We start from the raw sequence: 25,594 nt of genomic DNA, 5'->3' as shown, positions 1-25,594 counted from the left end.
GTCTAAGCTACAGTTCAGCTTTGACTTTGTCAACAATTTTGTTTAAAATGTAGTCTGTGATGTAGATTTAGTTGCTTCAAAAGGAGGTGCACCTTGAGCCGAAATCAAACCAAAAAGGATGTCTCAACCAAGACCCGAAGAGCGATCATTGATCTGTTAAAGCAGCAAGGGGGAATGGATGTTATGGCACTCTCCTCGCAGTTTTCGCTATCTGGAATGGCTATTCGTCAACATTTGAATGCGCTGAAAGAAGAAGGGCTGGTTACTAATAAAGAAGAGTCCCGTCCCATGGGGCGACCCACCAAGCTATGGATCTTAACACCCGCGGCCGATCGGTTTTTTCCAAGCGGATATTCGGATTTATCCGTCAGTCTGATCCATTCCATGAAAGAAGCTTTCGGAAACGAGGGGCTGGACAAGCTGCTGGCTGTTCGAAATAAGAATATGCAAGAACAATATCTTCAGCATCTTGGTGATACAGCAGACGTTAGAGTGAAGCTGGAGAAACTAGCTGAGATTCGAACAAGTGAAGGGTATATGGCCGAGGTTAAGGAGCAGGATGATGGCAGTCTTTTATTCATTGAGAAACATTGCCCGATCTGTGAAGCTGCTGCTGTATGTACCGGGTTATGCAAAAATGAGTTACATCTATTTAAAACTGTTCTAGGTAATAATGTTCATATTGAACGGGGGGAGTACATATTAGCGGGAGGAAGAAACTGTGTTTATACGGTTAGACTCTGACAATTGCTGTGGCACTTTCCAAACCCTTTCCATGTCACACATGAGCATCCAATGACTAGCGATATGAACCATTATCATAATATTCATTACAAATAAATAACAACCCACAGCCGAGATTTATAATAAATATGATCTTGGCTGTGGGTTGTTATATTTTAGCTTTTACCCTCTAATGGTTTATAACGCAGGAATACTTCAATCAATCCAAGGCTTACGAACCCAACCATCTGTCCATTCAGACGCTTGAGTTATAGCACCGCTTAATTTTTTGAAGTACCACTTTCCATTTACCTTAACGAAATGATCAACATAGTTCCCGGTCATTACTACTGCGTCTTCTTGGGATCTATCATTTTTATTAATAATGGTAGCAAGACAGTTCAAATAAAACTTTCCAATAGCACTATTCCCATCAGAAGCTATTACGATTTCTGGTGACGTTATATAATGTACGACCCATACAATATCCTTAGAAGCTGCAACGAAATGCTTCTTTATCTCATCATGGCCTGTTGCCTCGCCACCAATACCAGTAACTAACCAATGTCCATCTGGTATGAATAATGAGGCGATTCCATCCGGGTCATAATGGTTATCACAATAACGTGCGTACTGATACTTTAACTGTTTGATTGCTTCAATATCTTCTAACCGAGCTATTCTTTGTTCTAAGCTTAGATTATCGTTTAATGATTCATTTAAATTCAACATTTTCGACTTCCCCTTCAATGATAAATTTGATAGTTGTGCTCCGTTTTTCTAATCCTTAATAAAAATTATAATTCTTTCAAATTAAAAGCTCGCGCCAGCAGTTCAATAGATTTAACTCTATTATTAGCTCCTGAGATATTTGGCAGAATAGTTACTTCGTTCACTCCATATTTTTTTGCAAGATTCTCAATTTGTTCCTTAACATGATTTACATCACCAACTACAACGCGATTGCGATTACGATGAATAGTTTCTTTCTCAAATGAACTGTATGAATAGATCTTTGCAGTTTCAATTGAAGGGTAAGAATTTGGAGTTTGTGCAGACTCAGCTTTCAAAAGCCATAAATCAAATGCTTTTGCGAGCTCTTCTGCCTCTTCATTTGTTTCTGCGATTACAGCAAATACAGCAATCATTACATGAGGTTCTTTAAACAATTTGGATGGTTTAAAGTTTTCTCGATAGTGATTTATTGCTCTTATCCCTTCTCCATAAGGATTAATAAAATGAGCAAACGTATATGCAGCGCCATTATCAGCAGCTATTTTGGCACTTCCTCCTCCCCCACCCAAGACCCACATTTCTGGAGTTGTAGAAATATCAGGCGTAGTGAACAAATCTTTGAAACGATGTTCTTCTGGAAAATCATTCGTTAAGAAACTTTTTAGATCCATAACTTGTTGCTCATAGGAAAGTGGTCTAGTTTTCTCTTCATTAAGTGCGTGAGTGACTAATCTATTTGCTCCGGGAGCTCTTCCTATACCTAAGTCAATACGATTAGGGTACAGAGCCTCTAGCATCCGGAAGTTTTCAGCCACTTTATACGAGCTATAATGAGGAAGCATCACTCCTCCAGAACCGATTCTTATGTGATTTGTTGAAGCCGCAAGATGCATCATGAGCAGTTCAGGAGTACTTCCTGCTAAGGACTGCATTTGGTGATGCTCTGATACCCAAAATCTCTTATATCCAAGTTGATCCGCTCTTTTTGCCAACTCTGTTGTCTGAATCAATGCTTCTTGTGCATCGTAATTTTCGTCCACTGGCGAATAGTCCAATATGTTTATTGAAATCATGTTTCTCATAGGGCTCCTTTTATAAGGGAATATTTATTATCTTCGTATTGAACAATTAGTTGGCGTATTTATTTTGAAAACACCCATATATTTGCATGCGCATGCATATAAAAGGTTAATATGATTATCCTGTTATTTATGTTTACTAGTTTTCTAAATTAGAAATTTTTGCTTTACTTCGAGATTTTAATCCATAGTTCCGCCCTTACACCACCCTATTCATTTTTTTCGCCACGGGTACCTAACCTTCGATAAAAAATAGTTTCTCCCAAGCAATATCTCCTTCATTCCCATCCATCACCTTCTTCACCCAATGCGGTTCCACAATAAATTCCCGACCCTTGGCAACAAGAGTAATCCCACTGTTTAGGATGTCTAGCATTCTTCTGGACTATGAATAAAACCTACTGCCACTAGGGGAAGACGATCACCGTGTAAAGTACTCAAACGCTCAGTAAATAGTTTTTCATCCTAAGGTCTCCATAAAGACCCCCGGTTGGCGTTGCCCAGAGAACAAATAACCATTTCTAGAACATGTTCTAAATTTAAAGCAAAAATCCATAGTTGTCAAATAACTATTTCCAAAAATTTATTCGTACAAAGCTCTATACGCCTCTGTAACTATACTATTCAAATAAATCCTTAAGATTTTTTGAACATTCTTTTGTAGGTCATAGCTCCCATCTGTCAGGCACCACTCGAAGATGAGTCCTTTAACTAAAGTGCAAATATCATTAGCAGCTTCATGTATATCTACATCTGGCGATATAAATTCCTGTTCTTGCCCATGTTTTATGGCAATGATCGACTTTTCAAAAAATGGAACCTTGTGGATTTCTTCTGGGGAATGTTTATCACGTGTATTTAAGCTTTTATTTTTAGTGGAATAGTAATTTGATAAAAATTCAATCCCCATCTCCATACAATAAGAAATGTAAATATGATAAATTTGAGCGATGTTCTTTTTCACATCATCATCAAACAGAATCTCGTTTTCATCCATGTACTTTTCGTACCCGTATGCTAAATAATAGGTCAAAAGATCATCTTTGTTTTTAAAATGATGATAAAACGTACCTGTAGATACGTTGGCTTCTTTGCATACATTACGAACCGTTAAATAGTCGTATTCATATTCTTTCAGCATCCTGATGGCTGCATTATGTATATTTTCTTTGACTTGTTGCGATTTTAACTGACGTTCAGTTAGTACCTTTTTCTTCATTGTAAAACTCCCTCCCTGATCAAACCAATACATTCAGAATTCTTATATCAGCCATTTTACTTGATACTCTTAATGTTGTACATGTCATTGGAAATAAGTCAGCCTTGGAACAGGTCTGCGGAGTTCGACCAGAAATCTAAGTAAAGTTTTGCCTAGTGTGTATACCAGTTCACGCATTTCTTCACTATAGTCACTGTTGATATTTCATCGACACATAGGGGAGCGTCTGTATGAAAAATGCTTGGATTAATTTAACTATTAGTCAGAGCAAATACTCATTACAACCCTGCAGGTGTTATGTTTCTAATATATACATCCACATATGTTTTTTTGACTCGGACCAAACAGAACAGATCTACGTCCTCTGACGAATTAATAAGTTCGATCGATAAAATAGGATGACATAGATAAAGGACGGCACGCGAGAGGTCTCTTCTTAATTTATCTACCCTGGCTCTTCATATGAGCAACCCAATCGATTCGAAATTATTTTCTTAATGTCCATTCCTTTCTTCTATTAAACTGCATACTTTATTCTATCAAAAATAAAGGAGCTGAATGCAATGGGACTTAGTTTTCGTAATAGTACCAGTGTAACCATATATGTTGCCTTTGCATATTACTCCTCTGCAAGCTGTAATAAGGGCTCTATCCCCTTAATACCTTGGCCCAGCTGGTATGAAGCGGTAGGTTGGTACACAATTAATCCAGGTCAAACGGTAGAGGTATTGAATGGGGCAGTCAACAATCGTGAGATATATTACTATGCCGAATCTGCAGATAGGCGTCTTGTATGGTCAGGTGTTAACTATCTTACTCTACCGCAAAATGCTTTCAAACTTTGTGGTGGCGCAGGTTACTGTGCTGCTCCGCTTTGTAGAAGGCTTGGATTGAGAAAAATCAGTATTGGTAACTACAGAAATTACACGGTTAATATTGTATCCACTAGTATTCAAAGTCAATCTAAGTTTTTAAATGTCAACACGGCAGTTCCTGGTAAAAGGAAAAATGTTGGCCGGAGTACCTCTCCTATTAAAGGTCTTCGAGTAGTACAACCTGCTGCAGGCAGGAAATCTATCTCGAAACATTAGGTGGAAAAAAGTAGAACAGTCTTGGACTTTCGTATTCAGTCCAAGACTGTTTCAACTTCTCTCATATACAAAACTTCAAGATACAAACCCCCAGCCTCTTCCTTACCGGAAGAAGGTTGAGTTACTGATTATCACTAAAGATAAGGGTTCCTTGTTAACCCTGCTGCCGGTATTATGCGTTCTTCTGCTGCTGTCCCGCTGCTACCCTCTTTCTTTTGTAGTACAATCGTGAATTCACCTATGCCCGGAACGTAGATACGTGCTGCAGAATGCTCTTTGTCCATACTCGACAATAGGATCATAATTTCTTCTGGATGTTATTTTCATCGTATGAATCACCCCCTGCGGTAAGATGAAGAACAGAATTTAGAGTGTACTAAATTCTTTGTCCTTGCTTCCTACGGATTGACACCGACTGAGAACGGACGTGCACCTACAGGAATAACACTAATCACAGTCTGGGTAACCCCATCAATGACCGATACCGTGTTATCATCCTGATTGGTGATATAGATGCGGTTGGTCAATGGATTAACTCCTGCACCATTAGGATTATTCCCGACCGGAATGGTAGTAATCACCGTATTCGTTAATCCGCCAATCACCGACACATTGTCGTCATCCCGGTTTGGCACATAGATGGCATTGGTTGATATGTTCACTCCCAATTCAGCCGGAGTCGTTCCTACAGGCAAGTTAGTTATCACAGTATTGGTGGCTCCATCAATGACTGAAACGGTGTTACTGGTAAAGTTCGAGACATAAATCCGGTTCGTTAAGGGATCAACGCCCACCCGAAATGGATTAACCTGAACGGGAATCTGCGTAATAACCATATTCGTAGACCCGTCAATGACGGTAACAATATCCGAGTTGAATTCAGCTACATAAATAGTATTGGTTAAGGAATTCACGCCGATCCCCGTTGGAAAAGGAGAACCGCCGGCGGGAATAATGGTAGTCACCACTGTGTTGGTTAATCCGTCAATGACAGTAACACTATTATCATTAAAGTTAGCAACATAGATAGCATTGGTAGCAGTATTGACCGCGACAGCACCTGCTCCATCCCCGGCAGGAATGGTAGCCAGCACCGTATTGGTCGCTCCGTCGATAACGGATACGTTGTCGCTGTTCAAATTAGCAACATAAATACGATTAGTTAACGGGTTTATGGCTACTCCCGCAGGATTCACACCTACAGGGATGACTACTATCACCGCACCTGTTGCCCCGTTGATCACAGAAACATCATTGCTATTGAAATTGGAAACATAAATGCGGTTAACGGAGCCTGTGGCTCCCCCATTTTCAGTTCCCAGCAGCTCAGATGATACAAGCCGGTGGGCGGTAACCAGCTCCCCGTCTGTATTTTTGCCCCACATGGAAATTTCCGTCTGTAATTCTGCAAGACCTTCCGTTGTAAAGACAAACTCATAGGCATCCAGATTGGCAAAGTAATTTCTTGTAATCACCTCGTCTGGAGAAATAGTAACAAGCTCGCTTACATACAAGGTCCTTGTGAGGGTTAAATTGTACCCTTGGATCAGAATTGCGGACTGATTTAACGCATCCCGGTTATCAATCTTGACCGTCACCTGTTCAGTAGGTCTGAAACCGCTCACAGCGCTATTATCAATAGGTCCTGATGATAGAATGGCCATTCTAGTGAATCCTCCCTTAATTAAAGATTTAATATAAACTACCAGTCTCTCTTTAATGTATGTAAGAACTGTAGTCGGGATTGGACTATACAATAGCTAGAATTAAATTATAGCTTGACTGCCTATTTATCTAGGAAAGGTGTGTGCGAGTCCAGTTGCATGCCTAGAGCAGCATGAAAAACTGATCCTTCTCGTAAATTAAAATATCGTAACATTCATACTTATTCTGGCTCCCCCTGCGAGAGATAAACAGAAATTCATGCTTTATTTCACAATTGGAAATTTTGTGGGAAATTTTGGATGGATATGTTCATGGGAAAATGGTAGATTATTCTATGGTTAATCCCTCAGCTTGTTCGTGTTCGATATATGTTATTGGGATTACGCGCAAGTCGGGAGATATGTTTAGGCTTATATAATCTATATTTGGGGCGGGTGTCTGCATGGACAAAAATTCTGGTTATAGAACAAACGTTATAGGCGCTGGTGAGGTTGGCGTCGCCATCTCGGTCGATATGGATACGAATACTATTCATGAAACAAACAGCTTATTTTGGGATACAAAAGGAAATGAAGTTTTAGGAGCTACTGCACTTCCTCTTTATGGAGCATTTGTATCGGAAGAACAATGCCAACTTTTTGGTGATGTCTCAGGGAAAAAGTTGCTGGAGATAGGCTGTGGAAGCGGTCAATCTTTGCAATATCTGGGGGAACGCAATGCATCTGAACTATGGGGTACGGATATAGCAGAGAACCAAATCGAAAAGACTAGGCAACTTTTGACGGAGCACGGTCTTTCAGCAAAATTGATCTGCTCACCCATGGAAGAAGAATGTGGCCTGCCAGAGGATTATTTTGACTTTGTATATTCGGTTTATGCCATAGGCTGGACAACTGACCTTGAGGGTACTTTTAGCCGGATTGCTTCTTACCTTAAAAAAGATGGATCATTTATTTTCAGCTGGTCTCACCCTATACACAAATGTGTTGTTGCAGAAAATGATATGCTTGTTTTTAAAAAATGTTATTTCGATGAATCTTGGTATTCAGTATCTCTTGATGAAAGTACGCTAACTTTATCGGATCGTAAATTATCAACTTATGTGAATGCGCTATCTAAAGCTGGATTTGTTATTGAGCAAATGATTGAGCAATCTGATGATGAACTTATGCAGTCGCGGGACGATAAAAGCGATTTTGCAAAAAAAGCAAAGATGCTTCCTGTAACTTTTGTAATTAAAGCAAGAAAACTCTAGCATCTGATACCTATTGAACAACCTTACAACGTAAAAATTATTTTTCTAAGCCGATCCAGAAAAGGATCGGCTTATTTGATAGCTTTTTAAGATCAATCTTGTCTGTTCTCAACAGATTTCATGCGGTTTTGATCATCTGGCACTCGGTCATTACTGAATTCCTGGCCTGCTTCTGCTTCACCATGACCGGAAGCACTTCGGGCAAAATTTGTGAACTGCCTCTTCTGCTCATCCAGCTTGTGTTTACTTTTAAGAAGCTCCTGCGGATCTTGATTTGTCATCATTATCACCTCGCAAAATAGATTCATGCTGTTTATTCGCACTACATAAGTTTTCCATAATAGGGCGGTGCTTATGCAAGATAAAAAAACTCCTGCTCACCATAAGCAGAAGTTTCTAAATGAAGTTCTAGTTAACGAAAAATATCAATTATTTTATGCAAAACAAGGTATTCCAAAACAACAATTCCACCGCAAATGAGTATAAAAAACTGAAGTCTTGCCGTATTCATTCTATCCTTCCAATACTCTCCCCGGAATAATGAAATGATGTTAGGTGTAAAAGTATGCCTAATCGATTCGTTATAATCATCATTATCCACGAAGAACACGCGAAACAAAAATATATATACTGGAATATTTAAGAACAGTAATAAAATGATCATCACAAGACTCATTGTCCTCGCCTCCCAAGATCCAATTATCCTAATTTTACCACATGGGTAACTGTAGAAATCGGAAACTGATGACAACTTTATACCGCTCATAAAAAAAGACCTTCCTTTTAGGAAGGCTCTATTGAGTAATGTTCACTTTCAGCTGCGTAAACGACTATTTATGCTCCAACCACTTACACTCTGTAATTTCCATTTCGGTGAAAACACCTTTAAATGAAGAATTCTCTGGGCTACAAGCATATAAGCCAAAATTTATTTCCTCATTCCCTTCAAACAAATGAAAAATACGCATCTGTTCAAATGTAGTCCCGTCCAAAGAGCTTTCAATACAGAAATCACTTTCGCGTCGACTTAGTCTATAATACATAGTTTTAATGTTTGCATCGATATCAGTTGTTGCCCAATCTGAATATCCGTGATTTGTAACCACACTTCCAAGTCTTTGGAATTCCTCATTTTCATATTCTACCGATGCCTTGAACCAATTATCACTGTCCTGATAGATGACTATCCCACACTGCTCGTATCTATGTGTACTATCATAATCTGTTCTTACTATAAATGAAAAATACTTCTCAGCAGTTTTCATTAACAGTGCAGGTGAATTATCATTTCTAAAACCATAATAGGTTCGTTGCCAAAAATCTGTATTCGGCATCGTTACAAATTCAATCCTGTTTTCTGTAATAGAATAATCATTGATTGGATTTATCCAAAAAAGCTGTTCTTTATCAAAGTTCATTGCTCTACTCCTCACTTTTTATAAAGTTTTGTCAACCATTTTCATTGCTAAGATTCCAAATACAATTTAAATAGTTTTCAGCAGTTCATCCTAATAATACCATTTGAAAAATATAACGCACATCATTTTCTAATCTTTTATTTTGAAGTATCCAGAGAATTAAATAAAAAGGTTGTCCCGTTTACATACGCTCTCAAAATCGCTTGAGCATATGGCTGCTCTTCAATCAAACCCTCGGTCTCTAGCGGATTCTCTGCATGAAAGCTATAGGCTTCGATTATTGCCATGACTAAGAAGCACTCTAGCTTCATTATATATTCATTTTCCAGCTTCCTGATTCTCTGATATCCTTCGACGAAATAAGCTCTCTGTGTTGGGTATAATCCCATAATAGCCTGAGCTATATCGTAAAGATGATAGCCGAAGCCACACCTGCCAAAATCGATAGGATAAGGTTCATTATCCCGAAAAATGACATTTCCATTATGTAAGTCCGCGTGGATCATCCCATAATTTTGTTCATGTCTTGTGAACGTTTCGAGACATGTTGCCACTTTAGTGGCGGCTGCGGAATATAACTTAAAACCCTCATCCGATATGAAATGTTTGCGATGTAGACTTAGGTGATCCCAGTCCCGTTTAAAGCTCAGTGCACCCCAAGAAGGACGAGTAAAGCCGCTGGAAGGACTAAAATCAGAGCTGGCCTCATGAAGCTTTGCCATCAATGATCCTGTTTTACGGATGCCCTCCTCCGTTAGTTCGCTTTTGTCTACATGCTTTCCCTCGACCCATCGCATTAAGCTCGAATAAAACCGTTGTCCGTCACACACCGATGTTTCCGTAATAAAGGCACCTTCACGATTGATTACAGCTTCGGGCAAGAGGAGGCCCTTGCTCTTCAAAGCGAACAACCACTCAATTTCTGAAATGGTTCCTTCGCGTTGTTTGTTATCCGGGTGAATGCGGAGCAAGAACTGTTCCCCCACATCGTTTACAATGCGGAAGGTGACATGTTCGGATACTTGAATGAAGTGAATGGAGTTCCAGTCTATTTCATATTCCTGTAAAGCATGAAACGCCGCTTGTTTTACTTGCCTCAGAGTTCGGTGTCGGTTCTCCTCAGTATTGATCCGAAAGCCATTATTCATTGCTTATCTCCTTTGTCTACCATACTTCCATCATTTTAACAGTCTAGACGGATAGCTGTAATGATAAAGAATGAATATGAAAAGAGTTTTCTCTTTTTGACTCACCTATAAAAATAGGGAATTCATTGCCACTTAGGCATGAAATTCCCTACTCTTCAAATCTAATAAGATTCTTCTACAAGCGAAATTGCAACAGGTTCTATGACATTAGTATAAGTGCCATCACCAAGCTGGGCTAACCCATTATACCCCCAGGTCAACAAGGTCCCCTCCTCACTAACCGCACCGCCGCTCATATAACCTGCACTAATAGCGACGATACGATTTCCAATGGTGAGCTTAGAAGCAAGGGAACGCTCCGATTCAGCGCTACCGCCGAGCTGGCTCTCATTGTTCGCTCCCCATATCCATACGTTTCCATCGCTTTTCAGAGCCATGCTATGCAAGGCACCAGCGGATACACTGATAACTGAACCAAGATCCAAGGCTTGAACGGGAGTATAATGATCTTCGGTTGTCCCATCCCCCAAGATTCCCTTAACGTTCGTTCCCCAGCTCCATACGGTTCCGTCTTTTTTCACTGCCATGCTGTGATAAAAGCCGGCAGATACAGAAGTAACGCTGTTTAACTCAGCAACCTGCACGGGAGTTGAGCGGTCGCTCTTTGTGTTATCACCGAGCTGACCGTAAGCATTGAATCCCCATGCATAAACCTGACCATCATGGCTAACCGCTAGATTATGAAAGGCTCCGGCTGAGATCGATGCGATTGAGTCCAAACCTGCAACCTGCACTGGTAATGCACTATCCTCGGTGGTTCCATCTCCAAGCTGACCATATGTGTTAAGTCCCCATGCCCACACCGTTCCATCGGACAATAACGCTAACGAATGCTGCTCACCTGCTTGAACAGCTATGACATTCACCAATCCAGGCACTTGCTGCGGCACAAGCTGGGGCTCCGACGTACCATTACCCAGCTGGCCCACGCTATTGCTTCCCCATGTCCAAACCGTTCCGTCCGTCGAGAGTGCGATGGAATGGTCTTGTCCAACGGATGTGGCGCTTATCTCCGGCAAGCCAACAATTCGCACAGGCTTATTACGAGCAATAGTTGTGCTATCACCGAGCTGCCCCTTCCTATTATTGCCCCAAGCCCATACGGTACCATCCGGCTGTACAGTCAATGTATGAAAGGAATTCCCGTTGCCCATGCTCATAATGGGACCAACATTACTTACAACATCAAGTGTACTAACCTTCAACTCGTTACTAATTGCTGATTTGTTCCCTGTTTCGTCTATAGCTTGTACTAAAAAGGTATACTCCTGTCCAGCCTTCAAGTCGACGGCCGTGTAGACCGTTGTGCTAACCGTTACTTCTGCCAACAGATCAGAGTCCTTATATAGAACATATTCCGCAACTCCGACATTATCCTCGGATGAACTCCATGCCAAGCTAATGCTATCTGATGTGCGACTGTAAAGAGTTAACTCGGGCGTACTCGGTGATTCTTGATCGGCTGGAGGGAGTTCCTCTTCCTTCGTTGTTGGTGGGTACGCTTCCGCTGGAAGCGTACTTGCGGTTAAAGGTTGACTTGTTTTTGACACGGGTCCGGATATGTTTACGGCTTGGACCGTGAATGTATAGCTCCGGTCGGAAACCAATCCCTTCACCGTATACTCCGTTAATTCGCCTGAATCGAAGGTATAGACCACATCGCTTACGCTACGATTGGTAGACTCCATTAGATTTACCTTATAACTCACATCCGTGTTAGAGGTTCCCCCTACGGCATCCCAGGTAAGGCGAATGCTTGAGGAGGTTGAATCGCTGACTGCCAGATTCGCTGGTGCAGCCAATAGCTTTACTTGTTCAAAAGAGCGTCCTTTTGCAGCTCCTACAGACGGGAATTGAATGACGGATGGAAATATAAGAACTAACACCAACATTAAACTCAATTTTTTTATCGAAAATAGCTTCCTTGCCATTTTTAATCACTTCCTATCAAATAAAATGGATGGTTCCTACCTTAAATCTTGAATTACTTAATCTCAATTCCGGCGCTCGCATAACCTGTTACAGTATTTATCAAGCTTAGACCGGAAGCCGTCGAAGAGAACACTAACATTAAGCGATCGCCAGCCTGAACAGCCGTATTTATGCCTTTGACTGATCCGTCACTAGTAGATCCAATAGAAATTATTCCTGTCAAACTAGGCGCCAAAGATACTGCTGAACCAATAACAGGTGTAAAACTGTTGCTATTACTATCCGCTTTATATATTTCTGCTTGAACGTTTACGGTCGTACCTATTAAAGAAAAAGCTAAAGTTGGGCTGAAAAAAGCATATATTGAAGTGATCGTACCATTACGTGGAACGATAAACGCTTGGTTGTATGGATCTTTTGTAGGATCAGAACCATTACTTTTGGTTAAATCTATTGTTCCACCTACTATACTAGCTCCTGAGTACGAACTGCCAAATCCAAGCATCGCAACTGTCCCTTTTAATCCCCCGGCGATTGTTGTTACAGTAATTGGTGATCCGGAAGAGAATGGAATTATAGTTGATGCGCCAGATGCCCCGGTAGCTCCGGTTATCCCTTGAATCCCTTGTACACCCGTAGCTCCGGTTGCGCCAGTTACTCCTTGAATTCCTATTGCCCCTATGGCTCCGGTTGCTCCAGTTACCCCAGTTACGCCTTGAACTCCTTGTGCGCCTGTATCCCCAGTTACGCCTTGAATTCCCTGAACTCCTTGGGCCCCGGTAGCTCCGGTAGCTCCGGTTTCACCTTTAGAGACGAGCAAGGTAAAGTCGTTATTTATATCAGAAGGTACTCCAGATGGGTTGTTTATAGTAACGATGTAGATACTTCCTAAATAAGTAACGACTTGTCCTGCATGATAGGAAATCGCTGAACTAAACGGAGTAATGCTATCAAGACCAATGCCAGTTGCACCAGTCGATCCGGTAGCACCGGTTATCCCTTGGATACCCTGTGCACCTGTTACGCCAGTTGACCCCATCGCTCCATTAGCGCCTGTTACACCGTTAGCACCCGTAGCACCGGTCGCCCCATTTGCTCCAGTAGCCCCGACAGCACCCGTAGCACCAGTTACGCCAGTCGCTCCGATTGCGCCAGTAGCCCCTTCAGCACCAGTTGCTCCGATTGCACCAGTAGCCCCGGTTACGCCGGTAGCACCCGTATCTCCTTTTTCCCCTTTCGGACTAGTCTGACCTACAGCCCCTAATCCCAACACTTCAACGAACGATGCCATTCCTCCATTATGAATGAGCGTCACCAAAGCCCCCGTAGGAAACACGCCCTTGCCATTGTCCCCGAACAGAACAGATTTGCTATTGATTTCGAACTTCTCCGTCTGACCGCTGCTGCTTAAGAGTTCGATCGAATTTTTGGACATCGAGACGACAGAGCCATGGATAATCCGATCGGATACCTTACTCGCAAATATTTCTGTCTTAGACAAGATAGCTGCAAACTCGGCGCGAGTAGCCGTCTGCTTAGGCTTGAAAGTATTATTAGGGAAGCCAGATATGACATTGCGGTTAACTGCGGCATTAATGTAGCCTGCTGCCCAGTCCGATGCATCTGATGCATCTAAGAAACCTATGTCGCTATCCTTAAACTCGATGGCCTCGGATTCTTTGCCTGCGGCACGAATAATTAGACGTGTTATCCACTCTCGACTTGCTTGCTCTTTTCCCCAGATGACGGTGTTGGGTCTCACTTCCTCGCTTGGAATCACGAGGCCGATGTCAATCGCTTGCTGAATCCAAACAGTAGCCCAAGAATCTACGGTGAAGGGCAGGCTGCCGCTAGTAGCCTTAGGCTGCTCATATCCCATGAACCTGAGTACCATAACAACCGCTTCCTGATTCGTGACTGGTCGGTTAGGGCTAAAGTATCCGGAACCGTCTCCTTCGATTACCCCAAGCGCGGAAGCTTTAGTGATATACTGATATGCCCATGAGGTAGAATCGACATCACTGTAAGCTGCTGCACTTGCCCGGGGTAGAATACTGCTATAAGCAGGGCTCAAGGGAGCAATCAACTGACTCATCAGAATAAATGCCATTGAGCTCTTGTAAGCTAACTGCTTGCCACTTTTCTTGCCACTTGCTTTCGTCCTCTTCAATCTTGCCATTACTAAATCCCCCTCAAATTTATAAAGTTATGTATTGCTTCAAATAATCGCGATTAGCCATGACGCTCGGATAATCTGGTACATAGCTACCAGCTATCTCGTTGTGACAGTGAGCTTGTTCGTATTGTCCTAAGCGATCGTAACAGACGCATAATTGCAAATGCGGCAGCCACGCCCATGCCGGAAAGTCTACTCTAGCGTTAGGCTCAGTCGGCTTTGGTACTTCCGTGGCTAGCTTGTACCAAAAAGCAGCATTCTCGAACCGTTGTTCGATTAGCTCGTAAGACCCTAATTGACAACAGGCTTCGGCTCGGGGAGGCGACAAGGTAAAAGCTTGAAGTACTTTAAGCTTGGCTTCTTGAAAGAGACCTAATTGTGACAACGCATCTCCGGCACGCCGACTCGCAAGTAGCTTGTCCTCCATCCAGCCATTCGGCATGGCAATGAAGGCATCGTATTGCTCTATCGATCGCTGCCATTGGCCGTGATCGTATAACTCGTTGGCATAATAAAATACATCCCGCGGAGTGAACCTCATTTGCGCTTCCAACATCCCCTCATAGATGAGAAGATTACGCGAGGACTGCGTATGCTTTCGATCATGTGTTATGCCTAACTCGGCATAGAACACATTGCCTGCGACCTCAAGGTACTCATGAACGACTCCAATCCAACGGAATTCACAACTTCGTCTTACCAGACGATTACGTCTCAAGCTCGAAGTTACACTTCCGTCTTTATCACGGTCGAGATAATAATGCATCGATACAGCATCGATATCCCATGGTAGTTCGGATACGATGGACTGGAGAGCCTCTGCATCCTCTGAATGCAGATAATCGTCCGCATCCAACCACAGCAGGTACTCTTGAGTAGCGAGACTGAAGGCATAATTTCTTGCCTTGGAGAAATCGTTCACCCATTCGAAATCATAAACCCGCGCTCCATAAGATGCCGCGAGCTCTTTGGTCCCATCACTCGAACCTGTATCCACAATAATGATCTCATCGACAAGCTCCCTCACGCTGGATAAACAACGCCCTAAGGTATGCTCTTCGTTTTTTACAATCATGCATAGGCTGACAGTGACTTTCCTTGTGCCGCTATACAAGGAAGAAGTTAAATCGAATCCCCACTTGCTTATGGCCATAGCACGATTCAAGATTAATCGGTTATTGTACCAATCAGGATCATTGGGATCTACTGAAGGAGGTTCCTTCCGGAAGACTACGCATCCTTCGGCTATGTAAATATCCAGGTTCATAGATAACGTGCGATAACACAGATCGTCATCCTCGTAAGATTCGACCTCAAATCGCTCATCAAAGTACCCAATCTGCTCAAAGTAGCGACGGGGTATCATCATTAGTAAACTGACAAGTCTAGGAACCCGGGTCCAAGACTTTGATTTTCCGTTGGCAAGCATCGATGACGACTGATAGAGTTGCTCCATGTTCTGATATACAATCGGAATCCGTTGAGCGCCGCTAACATCATTCATCCTCGGACCCACGATTGCAGCATTCGAATGATGGTCCAGACAGCCAGACAACTCTTCTAACCATCCCTCGTTTACCATAATCTGATCGCGGATGAATACAAGACGTTCTCCCGAAGATGACAACGCGCCCAGATTGAATGCTGCTGCAACCCCTTTGCTCCGGCTATGAATGACATGAACGCCGCATTCATACGCAAGGTAATTCGACACTTCGGCAGATTCGTTATCCGAGACGACAATCAGCTCATAGGACATAGGCGTATATTTCTTAATCCGATCCAGACATTGTACGGTCAGGTTAAAGTGCTGAGCCAACAATATAATGCTAATATTCAATCGTTTTTCCTCCTATATTCGACATTTTCCCTAAATCTACCATTCTATTAGCGTTGCATTCAAGACAACCAAAGTTGCTATTAGCCCGTTTCACAAATCATGATAAGCTCAAAAAGGCAGCCGGGAATCTAAGATTTTCCACCCATTTATTCTGACTTGCAACGTTTACCGTATTTGTTACGACTAGCTATGAAGGTATCGCTGTTTCCATATTCCAACAATATATATGTATAAAGAACATTTAAATAGTGTGGGTTGTCATCACTTTTGTCATATGACAATATGGTATTTAATGGTTTTTACATAAAAAAACTGCCTCTGAGGGCAGCTTTTTTTCTTAATATATCGTTTTTGCGAATGGAGCGAATGAACCTCTAAAGCGCTCTTGTATCGAAAATTTGCACAGTATTGGCTATATAACTCCAACACACCTGATAGTGATTGAAAGGGATAGAGATTTCATATTTCACAATCGGATTGTATTTTTTTTACAGGGAACTCTCATAAAAAAAGGATATCCCAAACTGGGACACCCTCGGATCAGCTTATCGCCTCACCCTTCGAGCAAAATCCACGAACTGGAATTTATCCAGCCGGTGTCTAGACTCGGTATATTGGTAAAGCACCGTGTTCTCCAAATACACATAGTTTCGTACTACTACAATATGCGTAAAATTCTTCAAATCGAGCAGTCTATGATCCTCCTCGGTAGAAGGCTCAACGGATATCAGCTTCTTCGCATAACTGATCTTAAGACCCAATTCCAGCTCCAGATATTCATAGATTGAGCCTTCCGCGATTTCCTCACTCAGAAAGGAAACAATATCCGCACGAAAATAATCCTTATCCAAAATGATCCGTTCACCTTCAATCTCTCTGGCACGAACAACCTTCCAAATCAGAGTTTCAGGTGGAATCTGCAGATGTCTGGCGATTGCGGAGCCTGCCGGCTCTTGTATCGTCCGCTCTACCAGTGTCCGCGAGGCAGTACCCAGGGTATCGGCCATCTCTTTAAATGAAATCAAACCGGTAACAGGGAAATCCATTCGGGTCATGTCAAGCACAAAGGAGCCTCTGCCCTTAATTTTGTGAATATATCCTTCACGGAAAAGTAGATTCAGCGCTTTGCGCACGGTCTCTCGTGAAGTAGCGTAAGCTTCGGCGAGTTCACTTTCGGAAGGCAGCTTGGTTCCCGGCAGCAGTTGTCCAGAATGGATTTGGTTGCTGTATTCATTATAAATTTGCAAATATTTATTTTCTCTCAATTTTGATCACCGCCCTTTATTGTATCACGTCATGCCTTTGGAAGCATCGATTCAATTGGAGGGAAATTTATAGCGTTGAACATATAAATTCTTATATTTATAGAAAAACAGCCCCCAAGGGGCTGTCTTTCTAAAGTATAAAGTCTTTGCCAATATAGCCTTTATCAACCCTTGAGATGAATAGTCAAGATGCTTGTTTGTTTGGCCGTAGCTGGTCCGGTCTTCTCCTCGATCTTCTCGACCATCTCCTGACCTGCAGGAATGATGATTGGAGTAATCACCGGGTAACCTGCTGCGCGGATAGCTTCCATATCAAATTCTAGTAGAAGCTCTCCTGCTTGCACCTTATCACCAATATTCTTCAGGCTGGTAAAACCGCTACCTTTAAGCGCCACCGTGTTAATTCCAACGTGGATTAATACCTGAACACCGCTGGCATGCTCCAGTATAAGCGCATGTTTGCTCTTAATCACATGGGCTACTGTAGCATCAAAGGGAGCATATACTTTCCCCTCAGAAGGTTCGATTGCAATTCCCTCACCCATTTGCTTTTCAGCAAAGGCAGGATCGGGCACCTGTTCCAGCGATACAGCAGTTCCACTAAGTGGTGAGACAAGCTCTAGAATATTAACTGATTCCTGTGACCCTTGAACTGAATGACGGCTGCTCAATTCCTCTGGTTCGCTCGTAGTACTAGAAGCCTCTGTAGCTGTGTTCTTTTCGGAACGACCCACTACAGAACGTCCGTACAATACTGTGGCGGCAAATGGCACAACGAGAACAATAACCATGCCAATAAAGAAAACGCCCCACTGATTCGGGAAAATCGAAAGGAAACCGGGAATTCCCCCTACGCCAATGGATGAAGCTCGAACCTGGTTAACGGTAAGGAGCATACCGGCAATTGCTGAGCCGATCATCCCGAAGATGAAAGGATAGCGATAGCGGATATTCACCCCAAAGATTGCCGGTTCAGTCACGCCGAGGAATGCAGAGACGGAAGATGTAGCCGCCAACCCTTTTGCCTTTTGTTCTCTAACAACGAACATCATCGCCAGTGCCGCAGCGCCTTGCGCAATATTGGAGAGCGCCAGCATCGGCCAGAGGAAGGTGCCTCCCTCACTGCCGATGAGCTGAACATCGACTGCCAAGAAAGTATGATGCATCCCAGTGATGACCAGAAGTGCATAGAATCCACCATAGATCAAACCACCAAGGAGCGCAAAATGATCAAATACATAGATCAAACCCGAGGTGATAGCATTGGCAATGGCGAACGTAACGGGTCCGATAATGGTGAAGGCCAGAAAACCTGTAACCAGCAGGGTCACTGGAGCAACGACCAGTAGTTTAATGGAATCAAGCACCCGGCGGTTGAGGAACTTCTCCAGTCTAGCCAGAATATAGGCCGAAACCAGTACAGGCAATACTTGCCCCTGATAACCGATCTTCTCCAAATGCCAGCCGAACAAATTCCAGGTCGGAACGGTTCCCTCAGTTGAAGCACTTGCATAACTGTAGGCACTTAATAGATCCGGATGTACGAGAATGAGACCCAGCACGATTCCGAGCAGAGGACTGCCCCCGAAACGTGTAACAGCTGCCCAACCGATAAGGGCTGGTAAAAAGGTGAAGGCTGTGCTGGCAATCGTGTTAATAATCGCAGCAATGTCTTTCCATGCAGGATAGACATCTACCAATGACTTACTATCAAAAAAGATACCAGGTCCGGTCAAAATATTATTAATCCCAAGCAGCAAACCTGCGGTTACGATGGCCGGAAGAATCGGAATAAAAATATCAGCCAGTGTTTTGATCGCCCGCTGCAATGGATTCTGTTTCCGTGCTGCCGCTGATTTCACGTCATCCTTGGAAGAGCGGGCACCACCAGTGATTTGAATCATTTCATCGTATACTTTATCTACAGTTCCTGGTCCGATAACGATCTGGAACTGCCCTTGCGTAGAGAATTGTCCTTTTACGAGTTCGTTACGGTCCAGGGCTTCCGAATCCACCTTGCTCTCGTCATACAGCGAGAATCTCAGCCGGGTTACACAATGCGTCGCAACCTCAATATTCTCCTTGCCCCCAACCGCCCGTACAATATCTTCAACATTTTTGCGGTCTATAGCCATATCTTCACTCCTTACAAAATTGATGTGTGCTCCTTCTCAAGTACACCTCGTTAGCGGACTAACCACATGTAGGAAGCATAAGGACTAAGCTGAAGCTCTTGTGTTAATGATGGTGCATCTGCTGTATTCCCAATCAGAAGCTCGTCCTTACCACTTGGCGACAATTCAGTCCAGTGATTGTCTTTAAAGCGGAAAGAGATTTCTTTATTGCTGAAGTTCGAGACCAAAACAAGTGTCTCTCCATCTCCTGTTCTGGCGTAAGCGAAGACTTCAGGATGACCTTCATCGAGTCTCTTGAAAATACCTTCTATGAATACTCCATACTCCTTGCGAAGTGCAATTAGTTTGCGGTAATGGTGGAAGATGGAATCAGGGTTTTCCAGTTCCTTCTGCACATTGATGTCTGGATACCGCTCATCTACCTTCAACCATGGAGTACCAGTGGTAAATCCGGCATTCCGGCTGTCATCCCACTGCATCGGCGTACGTGAATTGTCCCGCGAACGCTCCTGTAGAATGCTGAGGGCAACTTCCGGGCTTTTCCCCTGTTCACACAGAATGCGGTACATATTTAGTGACTCAATGTCGCGGAACTCATCGATGCTTTTCCATACCGGATTCGGCATACCGATTTCTTCCCCTTGATATACATAAGGTGTTCCCTGAAGGCCATGCAGAGTTGTCGCGAGCAGCTTGGCGCTTTCCACACGGTAGACCTTATCATCAGTGAATCTGGAAAGAGCACGCGGTTGATCATGATTGTTAAAAAATAGTGCGTTCCAGCCTCCGCCTTTCTGCATTCCGGTCTGCCATTGCGCGAACAACCGTTTCATTGCCTCGAAATCATAAGGCATCAGTTCCCACTTCTGTCCATTCGGATAGTCGACTTTTAAATGATGAAAATTGAAGGTCATGGAAAATTCCCGCTCTTCAGGACTTGAGTACCGGATACAATGCTCCAGTGTAGTTGAGGACATCTCTCCTACAGTCACCATCTCAAACGGACCAAACACCTCTTCATACATTACTTTGATGTATGCATGGACCTGTGGACCGTCAGTATAGAATTTACGTCCATCCCCCGGTGGAACACTCCCGTCATCGTTAGGGAAGCGCTGATCTTTGGAGATTAAATTAATTACATCCATGCGGAAGCCGTCGACACCCTTTTTAGCCCAGAATAACATCATATCATTCACTGCTCTACGTACCTTCTCATTCTCCCAGTTCAGATCCGCTTGGGTTTTATCGAAGAGAGTAAGATAATATTGTCCCGACGCTTCGTCGAACTGCCAGGCAGGCCCACCGAACTTCGACTGCCAGTTGTTGGGTAAGCCGCCGTCCGGAGCCGGGTCCTTCCAGATATAGTAATCACGGAAAGGGTTGTTCCTGCTTGAAATGGACTGTTTGAACCACTCATGTTCAGTCGAGGTATGGTTAACCACGATATCGATCATTAGCTTCATTTCGCGTCTATGCAGTTCCTGTATTAGCTCGTCAAAATCCTCCATCGTACCGAAATCCGGGTTGATATTTTCATAATCTGCTACATCGTAACCGTTATCATGTTGCGGCGAAACATAAACCGGCTGTAACCAAACAATATCGATTCCAAGCTTCTGCAAATAATCTAATTTCTCAATAAGTCCTTTAATATCTCCTGTTCCGTTGCCTGTAGTGTCCTTAAAGCTTTTCGGGTACACCTGATACACCGTGGAGCGGCGCCACCATTCCGAATACTGGGACTGACTCAAGTTGAACACCTCCAAAAAGAATTCCTTTATTTCAACCATTAAACCTGTATATACAAGTTCAAACACTTCACACAGTTTAAACCTGTATATACAGGTTGTCAATACTATTACTATCGAAGGAGTGGCATGAGTAGAAACTAGATTATTTATAACGTTGTATTAGAATGCGATTCATCGAAAAAAGGGTTAACGACAGGTGGCTCTAAAATTAACCCCTTTAATAATTGATTATTACCCTAGTATTTGATCCGTAATAACAAAAAAAGCCGCTTTCTCGGCAGCTTTTTAGATACAAAGATATGTAGATAAAAAAACAAACAGGATACCTTTTACTAATACAAGTTAGGTATCCTGTTTCTATTCAAAGTGTCTATTCAAATTATAGTTTATTTAAGCTCCTGTAGGAGGCTCTTACCAAATTGGGGCATGGTCACAACAAAGTTATCAGCAACTGTTGCTCCAATATCCGAAAAAGTCCTCGATATAGGCAGCTCCCCTTGTCGATTGAAACTCTTACTGTAGAGGAGTAAAGGAACATATTCACGGGTGTGATCCGTGCCCGCATGAATGGGATCATTCCCATGGTCTGCCGTAATTATAAGAAGATCATCTTCACATAGCTCCGCTAGAACTTCATGTAATCGATCATCAAATTCTTCTAGCGCTTTCCCATACCCGATCGGATCTCTACGATGGCCATAAAGTGCATCAAAATCGACAAGATTCAAGAAACTAAGTCCTGTAAAATCAGTATGAAGGGTCTCCATGAGTTTATCCATGCCATCCATGTTAGACACTGTTCTGAAAGACTTGGTGACACCTTCCCCATCGTATATATCTGAGATCTTGCCAATCGCTAGTACATCGAACCCGGCATCCTTGAGCTCATTCATCACGGTTCTTCCATACGGCTTCAAGGCATAATCATGACGGTTCGATGTTCTTTTGTAATTTCCGGGCTGCCCGAGGAATGGTCTAGCAATCACTCTTCCTAGCATGTACTCCTCACGTAAAGTAATCTCTCTGGCAATCTCACAGATTTGATACAGTTCTTCCAAAGGAATAACCTCTTCATGAGCCGCAATCTGAATCACGGAATCTGCAGAAGTATAGACAATGAGTGCACCTGTGTTCATATGCTCTTGTCCAAGCTCATCGAGAATAGCTGTACCACTAGCGGGTTTATTCCCAATCACCTTTCGTCCTGTTCTTTCTTCTAATTCATTAATTAATTCATAAGGAAACCCTTCAGGAAACACTTTGAAAGGAACATCAATTCGTAGGCCCATGATCTCCCAGTGACCTGTCATCGTATCCTTTCCATTAGAAGCTTCCTGCATTTTGGTCCAATAAGCTAAAGGGTGCTCTACGTTGGGAACTCCGGGTATTGGGTCAATATGACTTAACCCTAGCTTGGATAACGCAGGAACATGTAGCCCATTCATTTTTTCTGCAATATGCCGTAATGTATGTGATCCTGCATCCCCAAACTTGTCAGCATCTGGAGCTTCACCAATGCCTACAGAATCCATAACGATGACGAAAATCCGCTTAAACCGGGGTGTTTGTTTCATGTTAATACTCCTTGCATCAACTAGAATATGATACCGATAATCAAAGCTGATAAAACGCTTACAAGTGTGGCGCCAAATAACAGCTTTAATCCAAATCGTGCGACGATATTCCCTTGCTTTTCATTCAATCCCTTCACTGCACCCACAATGGTACCAATCGACCCAAAGTTAGCAAATGAGATTAGAAAAACGGAGACAATGGCTGTAGTACGGCCACTTAAACCTTCTTGAATCTTAACAAAGTCAAGCATAGCAACGAATTCATTCGCAACAAGCTTTGTCGCCATAATACTACCGGCCTCAACAGCTTCATGCCATGGCACACCGATAAGAAAGGCGATGGGTGCAAAGACGTAGCCTAACACTCCTTGGAACGAGATTCCGAATATGCCACTGAAGACTCCGTTAATTAAAGCAATGATTCCTACAAAACCAACTAACATTACCCCAACTACTATGGCTACTTTAAAGCCATCCATAATATATTCGCCCAGCATTTCAAAAAACGTTTGTTTTTCTTCTACCTGAACTTCAACAATATCTTCTTCAGGTGTAACTTCATACGGATTAATGATGGATGAAATGATAAATCCGCCAAATAGGTTTAATATCAATGCAGCTACTACATACCGAGGTTCTAGCATCGTCATATAGGAACCAACGATTGACATGGATACCGTAGACATTGCAGACGCACATAATGTATACAAGCGATGTTTTGGCAATAGTCCAAGCTGGTTTTTCACCGAAATAAATACTTCATTTTGTCCGACAATTGCGGCTGCAACTGCATTATAAGATTCCAATTTACCCATGCCATTTATTTTACTTAGCACCAAACCAATATACTTTATAATGAATGGCAGTATTTTGTAATGTTGCAAAATCCCTATCAATGCTGACATAAAAACAATGGGCATCAAAACATAAAGGAAAAATGTATGCGCCCCTTCATTTGCAATGCCGCCAAACACAAAGTCAGTACCTTCATTGGCGTATCCAAGTAATTTTGCAAAACTATCAGCAAACCCTTTAATCAAAAATTCTCCAATGCTCGTTTTTAGGATAATTAATCCCAAACCTATCTGAATAGCAATCATTACAATGATTGGACGATATTTAATCTTTTTCTTATTGTTACTTCCTAGCCATGCCAGTAATAGAACAATAACCAGACCAGCAATAGAAATTAGATAATGCATTTTTAGCCCTCCAAATTATCGGTTAATTTTCTTGGAATCCTCATATCGAAATGCATCTTTCCACATTAACCCTTGTTCCAAAATAATCGCTAACAGGCTTCCGCATATTAATCCATTATTTAAAATGGCTATCACGATCGGAGATAAATGGGCCGTAGCTGATGCAGGAATAAACATTAAACCTACACCCACTAAAAGGGAAAGCCCACTGACAATAAATGTTCGCTCTTCATGAATAACCTTTTTCAATTCCTTTAGCGCTAGTCCGACCATCTTCACAAAAATGACGAAGGTAACAGAATAGCCTATGGGAGCTGGAATGGCAGATATGAAATTCGTCATAGGCGGAAACAAGGATATTGAGATCACTAAGCTGCAGCCTATTAAAAATGATTTGCGCTCCCTCATCCCTGTTTGCTCAACATATCCCGCCGCTCCCGAAATAGGGACTGAGCCGACCGCTCCTAAACCACCACTAATAAGATGCGTAATTCCAGAAGTAAACCCGGCGCGCAAATAACGACGATGATCCCCTTGCTTTGGTTTCATAACGGTCTCCATCAAACGGATGGATGCCACTGCATTGGTTATTAATAATAGGGTTAGTAAAAATGCAGTAGTAATTGTCCCGGCATCGAATCGGGGTGTTCCAAATGGGAATATTTCCGGCAGCTTAAATAGAGTATCCGCACGAGAAACCGCCGGCATACTACCGCAGATTATAAATAATAGGCAGCCTATCACTATACTGAGAATTATTGAAAACTGGCTTAGTAATACAAAGCGGCTGTTGCCTAACCAAAAGGTAATGCAGACCACGATCACACTAAGGATGAATACTTTAACATCTAACATGGTGTGGGCTATGGTAATCCCCATCATCCCTTTCATAAAAGATCCGCTTAATTGAAAGATCAATAAAAGTAAATAAATAAAGGTGATGGTTGGAGTAAAAAGACGAGCGATTTTATCCATTAGCTTAAATGCTGAAATTAGGATAAACAACACTCCGCTAATGATCATCGCTCCACTTAAAGCCTGTAAAGCGCCGTTGTTAGAGGAATAGAGTCCCCCCACTAAACTCGCGTAAATGGTAAAAATGCTCCACCATAACCCTGCTGGACCTTCATGAATAGGGAATTTATGACCCATCAGGCCTTGTAAAAATCCAGCTATTGCTAAAGTAATCATGGTGCTCTGAATGAGTCCAGAAGTCTCTATGGGTGTTAAGTTATATAAATCTGCGATAGCAATGGGTGCTGCAATTGCACCAGCGATCATAAAAATCATCCACTGCAATCCTGACAGTATTACCTTCATTTC

General features: G+C 42.6%; 22 protein-coding genes. 3 read left to right on the top strand and 19 right to left on the bottom strand.

Features of this window, described 5'->3' with window-relative positions:
* Window positions 1–93 precede the first annotated feature (93 nt).
* Window positions 94–744 (top strand): metalloregulator ArsR/SmtB family transcription factor, encoded by a 651-nt coding sequence (locus MHH46_RS16280; protein WP_076130513.1) that lies wholly within the window; start codon window positions 94–96, stop codon window positions 742–744.
* Window positions 745–939: 195 nt separating this feature from the next.
* Here the strand turns inward: MHH46_RS16280 and MHH46_RS16275 are convergent, their stop codons facing one another.
* The 4 genes from MHH46_RS16275 to MHH46_RS16260 form a co-directional block, all read right to left on the bottom strand.
* On the bottom strand, window positions 940–1,455 hold the full coding sequence (locus MHH46_RS16275) for a nuclear transport factor 2 family protein (protein ID WP_076130512.1): 516 nt from the start codon (window positions 1,453–1,455) through the stop codon (window positions 940–942).
* Between the two features lie 65 nt (window positions 1,456–1,520).
* Window positions 1,521–2,531 (bottom strand): LLM class flavin-dependent oxidoreductase, encoded by a 1,011-nt coding sequence (locus MHH46_RS16270; RefSeq protein WP_076190296.1) that lies wholly within the window; start codon window positions 2,529–2,531, stop codon window positions 1,521–1,523.
* A 241-nt stretch (window positions 2,532–2,772) separates the two neighbouring features.
* A complete protein-coding gene (locus tag MHH46_RS16265) occupies window positions 2,773–2,913 on the bottom strand; it encodes a hypothetical protein (RefSeq protein WP_179086262.1) in 141 nt (46 codons plus the stop codon).
* Between the two features lie 207 nt (window positions 2,914–3,120).
* Entirely contained in the window at window positions 3,121–3,756 is a 636-nt protein-coding gene (locus MHH46_RS16260) for a TetR/AcrR family transcriptional regulator (RefSeq protein WP_076184924.1), read from the bottom strand.
* 563 nt (window positions 3,757–4,319) lie between these two features.
* Here MHH46_RS16260 and MHH46_RS16255 point away from each other — a divergent pair.
* Window positions 4,320–4,847, top strand: coding sequence for a DUF1036 domain-containing protein (locus MHH46_RS16255; RefSeq protein WP_076130509.1), 528 nt, complete (start codon window positions 4,320–4,322; stop codon window positions 4,845–4,847).
* Between the two features lie 134 nt (window positions 4,848–4,981).
* Here the strand turns inward: MHH46_RS16255 and MHH46_RS16250 are convergent, their stop codons facing one another.
* The gene (locus MHH46_RS16250) at window positions 4,982–5,131 is read right to left on the bottom strand and encodes a hypothetical protein (RefSeq protein ID WP_179088133.1); all 150 of its coding nucleotides are present in this window, start codon (window positions 5,129–5,131) and stop codon (window positions 4,982–4,984) included.
* A gap of 114 nt (window positions 5,132–5,245) precedes the next feature.
* Entirely contained in the window at window positions 5,246–6,511 is a 1,266-nt protein-coding gene (locus MHH46_RS16245; protein ID WP_076190297.1) for a YncE family protein, read from the bottom strand.
* A 443-nt stretch (window positions 6,512–6,954) separates the two neighbouring features.
* Between MHH46_RS16245 and MHH46_RS16240 the strand changes: the two genes are divergently transcribed.
* Window positions 6,955–7,767, top strand: a complete 813-nt coding sequence (locus MHH46_RS16240; RefSeq protein WP_076130506.1) for a class I SAM-dependent methyltransferase — start codon at window positions 6,955–6,957, stop codon at window positions 7,765–7,767.
* A 92-nt stretch (window positions 7,768–7,859) separates the two neighbouring features.
* Here the strand turns inward: MHH46_RS16240 and MHH46_RS16235 are convergent, their stop codons facing one another.
* The 13 genes from MHH46_RS16235 to MHH46_RS16175 all read right to left on the bottom strand — a co-directional run bounded on the left by MHH46_RS16235 (window position 7,860) and on the right by MHH46_RS16175 (window position 25,591).
* Complete coding sequence (locus tag MHH46_RS16235) at window positions 7,860–8,051, bottom strand: hypothetical protein (RefSeq protein ID WP_076130505.1); 192 nt, start codon at window positions 8,049–8,051, stop codon at window positions 7,860–7,862.
* Between the two features lie 128 nt (window positions 8,052–8,179).
* Window positions 8,180–8,443 carry a hypothetical protein gene (locus MHH46_RS16230; RefSeq protein ID WP_076190298.1) on the bottom strand — a complete coding sequence of 88 codons (264 nt, stop codon included), beginning with the start codon at window positions 8,441–8,443 and terminating at the stop codon, window positions 8,180–8,182.
* Window positions 8,444–8,597: 154 nt separating this feature from the next.
* Window positions 8,598–9,185, bottom strand: coding sequence for a DUF1349 domain-containing protein (locus tag MHH46_RS16225; protein ID WP_076130504.1), 588 nt, complete (start codon window positions 9,183–9,185; stop codon window positions 8,598–8,600).
* 137 nt (window positions 9,186–9,322) lie between these two features.
* Complete coding sequence (locus MHH46_RS16220) at window positions 9,323–10,333, bottom strand: phosphotransferase enzyme family protein (RefSeq protein ID WP_076190299.1); 1,011 nt, start codon at window positions 10,331–10,333, stop codon at window positions 9,323–9,325.
* A gap of 161 nt (window positions 10,334–10,494) precedes the next feature.
* Window positions 10,495–12,324: a fibronectin type III domain-containing protein gene (locus tag MHH46_RS16215; protein WP_076190300.1), complete on the bottom strand. Its 1,830-nt coding sequence runs from the start codon at window positions 12,322–12,324 to the stop codon at window positions 10,495–10,497.
* A 53-nt stretch (window positions 12,325–12,377) separates the two neighbouring features.
* Window positions 12,378–14,504: an exosporium glycoprotein BclB-related protein gene (locus MHH46_RS16210; RefSeq protein WP_076190301.1), complete on the bottom strand. Its 2,127-nt coding sequence runs from the start codon at window positions 14,502–14,504 to the stop codon at window positions 12,378–12,380.
* A gap of 19 nt (window positions 14,505–14,523) precedes the next feature.
* Window positions 14,524–16,341, bottom strand: coding sequence for a glycosyltransferase (locus tag MHH46_RS16205; RefSeq protein ID WP_081387762.1), 1,818 nt, complete (start codon window positions 16,339–16,341; stop codon window positions 14,524–14,526).
* Window positions 16,342–16,886: 545 nt separating this feature from the next.
* Window positions 16,887–17,606: a trehalose operon repressor gene (treR, locus tag MHH46_RS16200; protein WP_036677129.1), complete on the bottom strand. Its 720-nt coding sequence runs from the start codon at window positions 17,604–17,606 to the stop codon at window positions 16,887–16,889.
* Window positions 17,607–17,770: 164 nt separating this feature from the next.
* Window positions 17,771–19,741: a PTS system trehalose-specific EIIBC component gene (gene treP / locus MHH46_RS16195; protein ID WP_076130501.1), complete on the bottom strand. Its 1,971-nt coding sequence runs from the start codon at window positions 19,739–19,741 to the stop codon at window positions 17,771–17,773.
* Between the two features lie 50 nt (window positions 19,742–19,791).
* Window positions 19,792–21,495 (bottom strand): alpha,alpha-phosphotrehalase, encoded by a 1,704-nt coding sequence (gene treC, locus MHH46_RS16190; protein WP_256717172.1) that lies wholly within the window; start codon window positions 21,493–21,495, stop codon window positions 19,792–19,794.
* A 386-nt stretch (window positions 21,496–21,881) separates the two neighbouring features.
* The gene (gene deoB, locus MHH46_RS16185) at window positions 21,882–23,069 is read right to left on the bottom strand and encodes a phosphopentomutase (protein WP_076190302.1); all 1,188 of its coding nucleotides are present in this window, start codon (window positions 23,067–23,069) and stop codon (window positions 21,882–21,884) included.
* Window positions 23,070–23,089: 20 nt separating this feature from the next.
* Entirely contained in the window at window positions 23,090–24,271 is a 1,182-nt protein-coding gene (locus MHH46_RS16180) for a NupC/NupG family nucleoside CNT transporter (RefSeq protein ID WP_036677141.1), read from the bottom strand.
* Between the two features lie 15 nt (window positions 24,272–24,286).
* Entirely contained in the window at window positions 24,287–25,591 is a 1,305-nt protein-coding gene (locus tag MHH46_RS16175) for a purine/pyrimidine permease (RefSeq protein ID WP_076190303.1), read from the bottom strand.
* Between the last annotated feature and the right edge of the window lie 3 nt (window positions 25,592–25,594).

The organism is Paenibacillus sp. FSL H8-0175, from assembly GCF_045040615.1.
Taxonomy (GTDB): Bacteria; Bacillota; Bacilli; order Paenibacillales; family Paenibacillaceae; genus Paenibacillus_AQ; species Paenibacillus_AQ odorifer.
The sequence above is the reverse complement of the archived record's forward strand: the minus strand, read 5'-3'. Positions and strand labels throughout refer to the sequence as shown.

Bases quoted from the DNA above. Each gene is read 5' to 3' on its own strand.
- MHH46_RS16275 (WP_076130512.1), bottom strand. From the start codon at position 1,455: ATGTTGAATTTAAATGAATCATTAAACGATAATCTAAGCTTAGAACAA.
- MHH46_RS16270 (WP_076190296.1), bottom strand. From the start codon at position 2,531: ATGATTTCAATAAACATATTGGACTATTCGCCAGTGGACGAAAATTAC.
- MHH46_RS16265 (WP_179086262.1), bottom strand. From the start codon at position 2,913: ATGCTAGACATCCTAAACAGTGGGATTACTCTTGTTGCCAAGGGTCGG.
- MHH46_RS16260 (WP_076184924.1), bottom strand. From the start codon at position 3,756: ATGAAGAAAAAGGTACTAACTGAACGTCAGTTAAAATCGCAACAAGTC.
- MHH46_RS16255 (WP_076130509.1), top strand. From the start codon at position 4,320: ATGGGACTTAGTTTTCGTAATAGTACCAGTGTAACCATATATGTTGCC.
- MHH46_RS16250 (WP_179088133.1), bottom strand. From the start codon at position 5,131: ATGGACAAAGAGCATTCTGCAGCACGTATCTACGTTCCGGGCATAGGT.
- MHH46_RS16245 (WP_076190297.1), bottom strand. From the start codon at position 6,511: ATGGCCATTCTATCATCAGGACCTATTGATAATAGCGCTGTGAGCGGT.
- MHH46_RS16240 (WP_076130506.1), top strand. From the start codon at position 6,955: ATGGACAAAAATTCTGGTTATAGAACAAACGTTATAGGCGCTGGTGAG.
- MHH46_RS16235 (WP_076130505.1), bottom strand. From the start codon at position 8,051: ATGATGACAAATCAAGATCCGCAGGAGCTTCTTAAAAGTAAACACAAG.
- MHH46_RS16230 (WP_076190298.1), bottom strand. From the start codon at position 8,443: ATGAGTCTTGTGATGATCATTTTATTACTGTTCTTAAATATTCCAGTA.
- MHH46_RS16225 (WP_076130504.1), bottom strand. From the start codon at position 9,185: ATGAACTTTGATAAAGAACAGCTTTTTTGGATAAATCCAATCAATGAT.
- MHH46_RS16220 (WP_076190299.1), bottom strand. From the start codon at position 10,333: ATGAATAATGGCTTTCGGATCAATACTGAGGAGAACCGACACCGAACT.
- MHH46_RS16215 (WP_076190300.1), bottom strand. From the start codon at position 12,324: ATGGCAAGGAAGCTATTTTCGATAAAAAAATTGAGTTTAATGTTGGTG.
- MHH46_RS16210 (WP_076190301.1), bottom strand. From the start codon at position 14,504: ATGGCAAGATTGAAGAGGACGAAAGCAAGTGGCAAGAAAAGTGGCAAG.
- treP (WP_076130501.1), bottom strand. From the start codon at position 19,741: ATGGCTATAGACCGCAAAAATGTTGAAGATATTGTACGGGCGGTTGGG.
- deoB (WP_076190302.1), bottom strand. From the start codon at position 23,069: ATGAAACAAACACCCCGGTTTAAGCGGATTTTCGTCATCGTTATGGAT.
- MHH46_RS16180 (WP_036677141.1), bottom strand. From the start codon at position 24,271: ATGCATTATCTAATTTCTATTGCTGGTCTGGTTATTGTTCTATTACTG.
- MHH46_RS16175 (WP_076190303.1), bottom strand. From the start codon at position 25,591: ATGAAGGTAATACTGTCAGGATTGCAGTGGATGATTTTTATGATCGCT.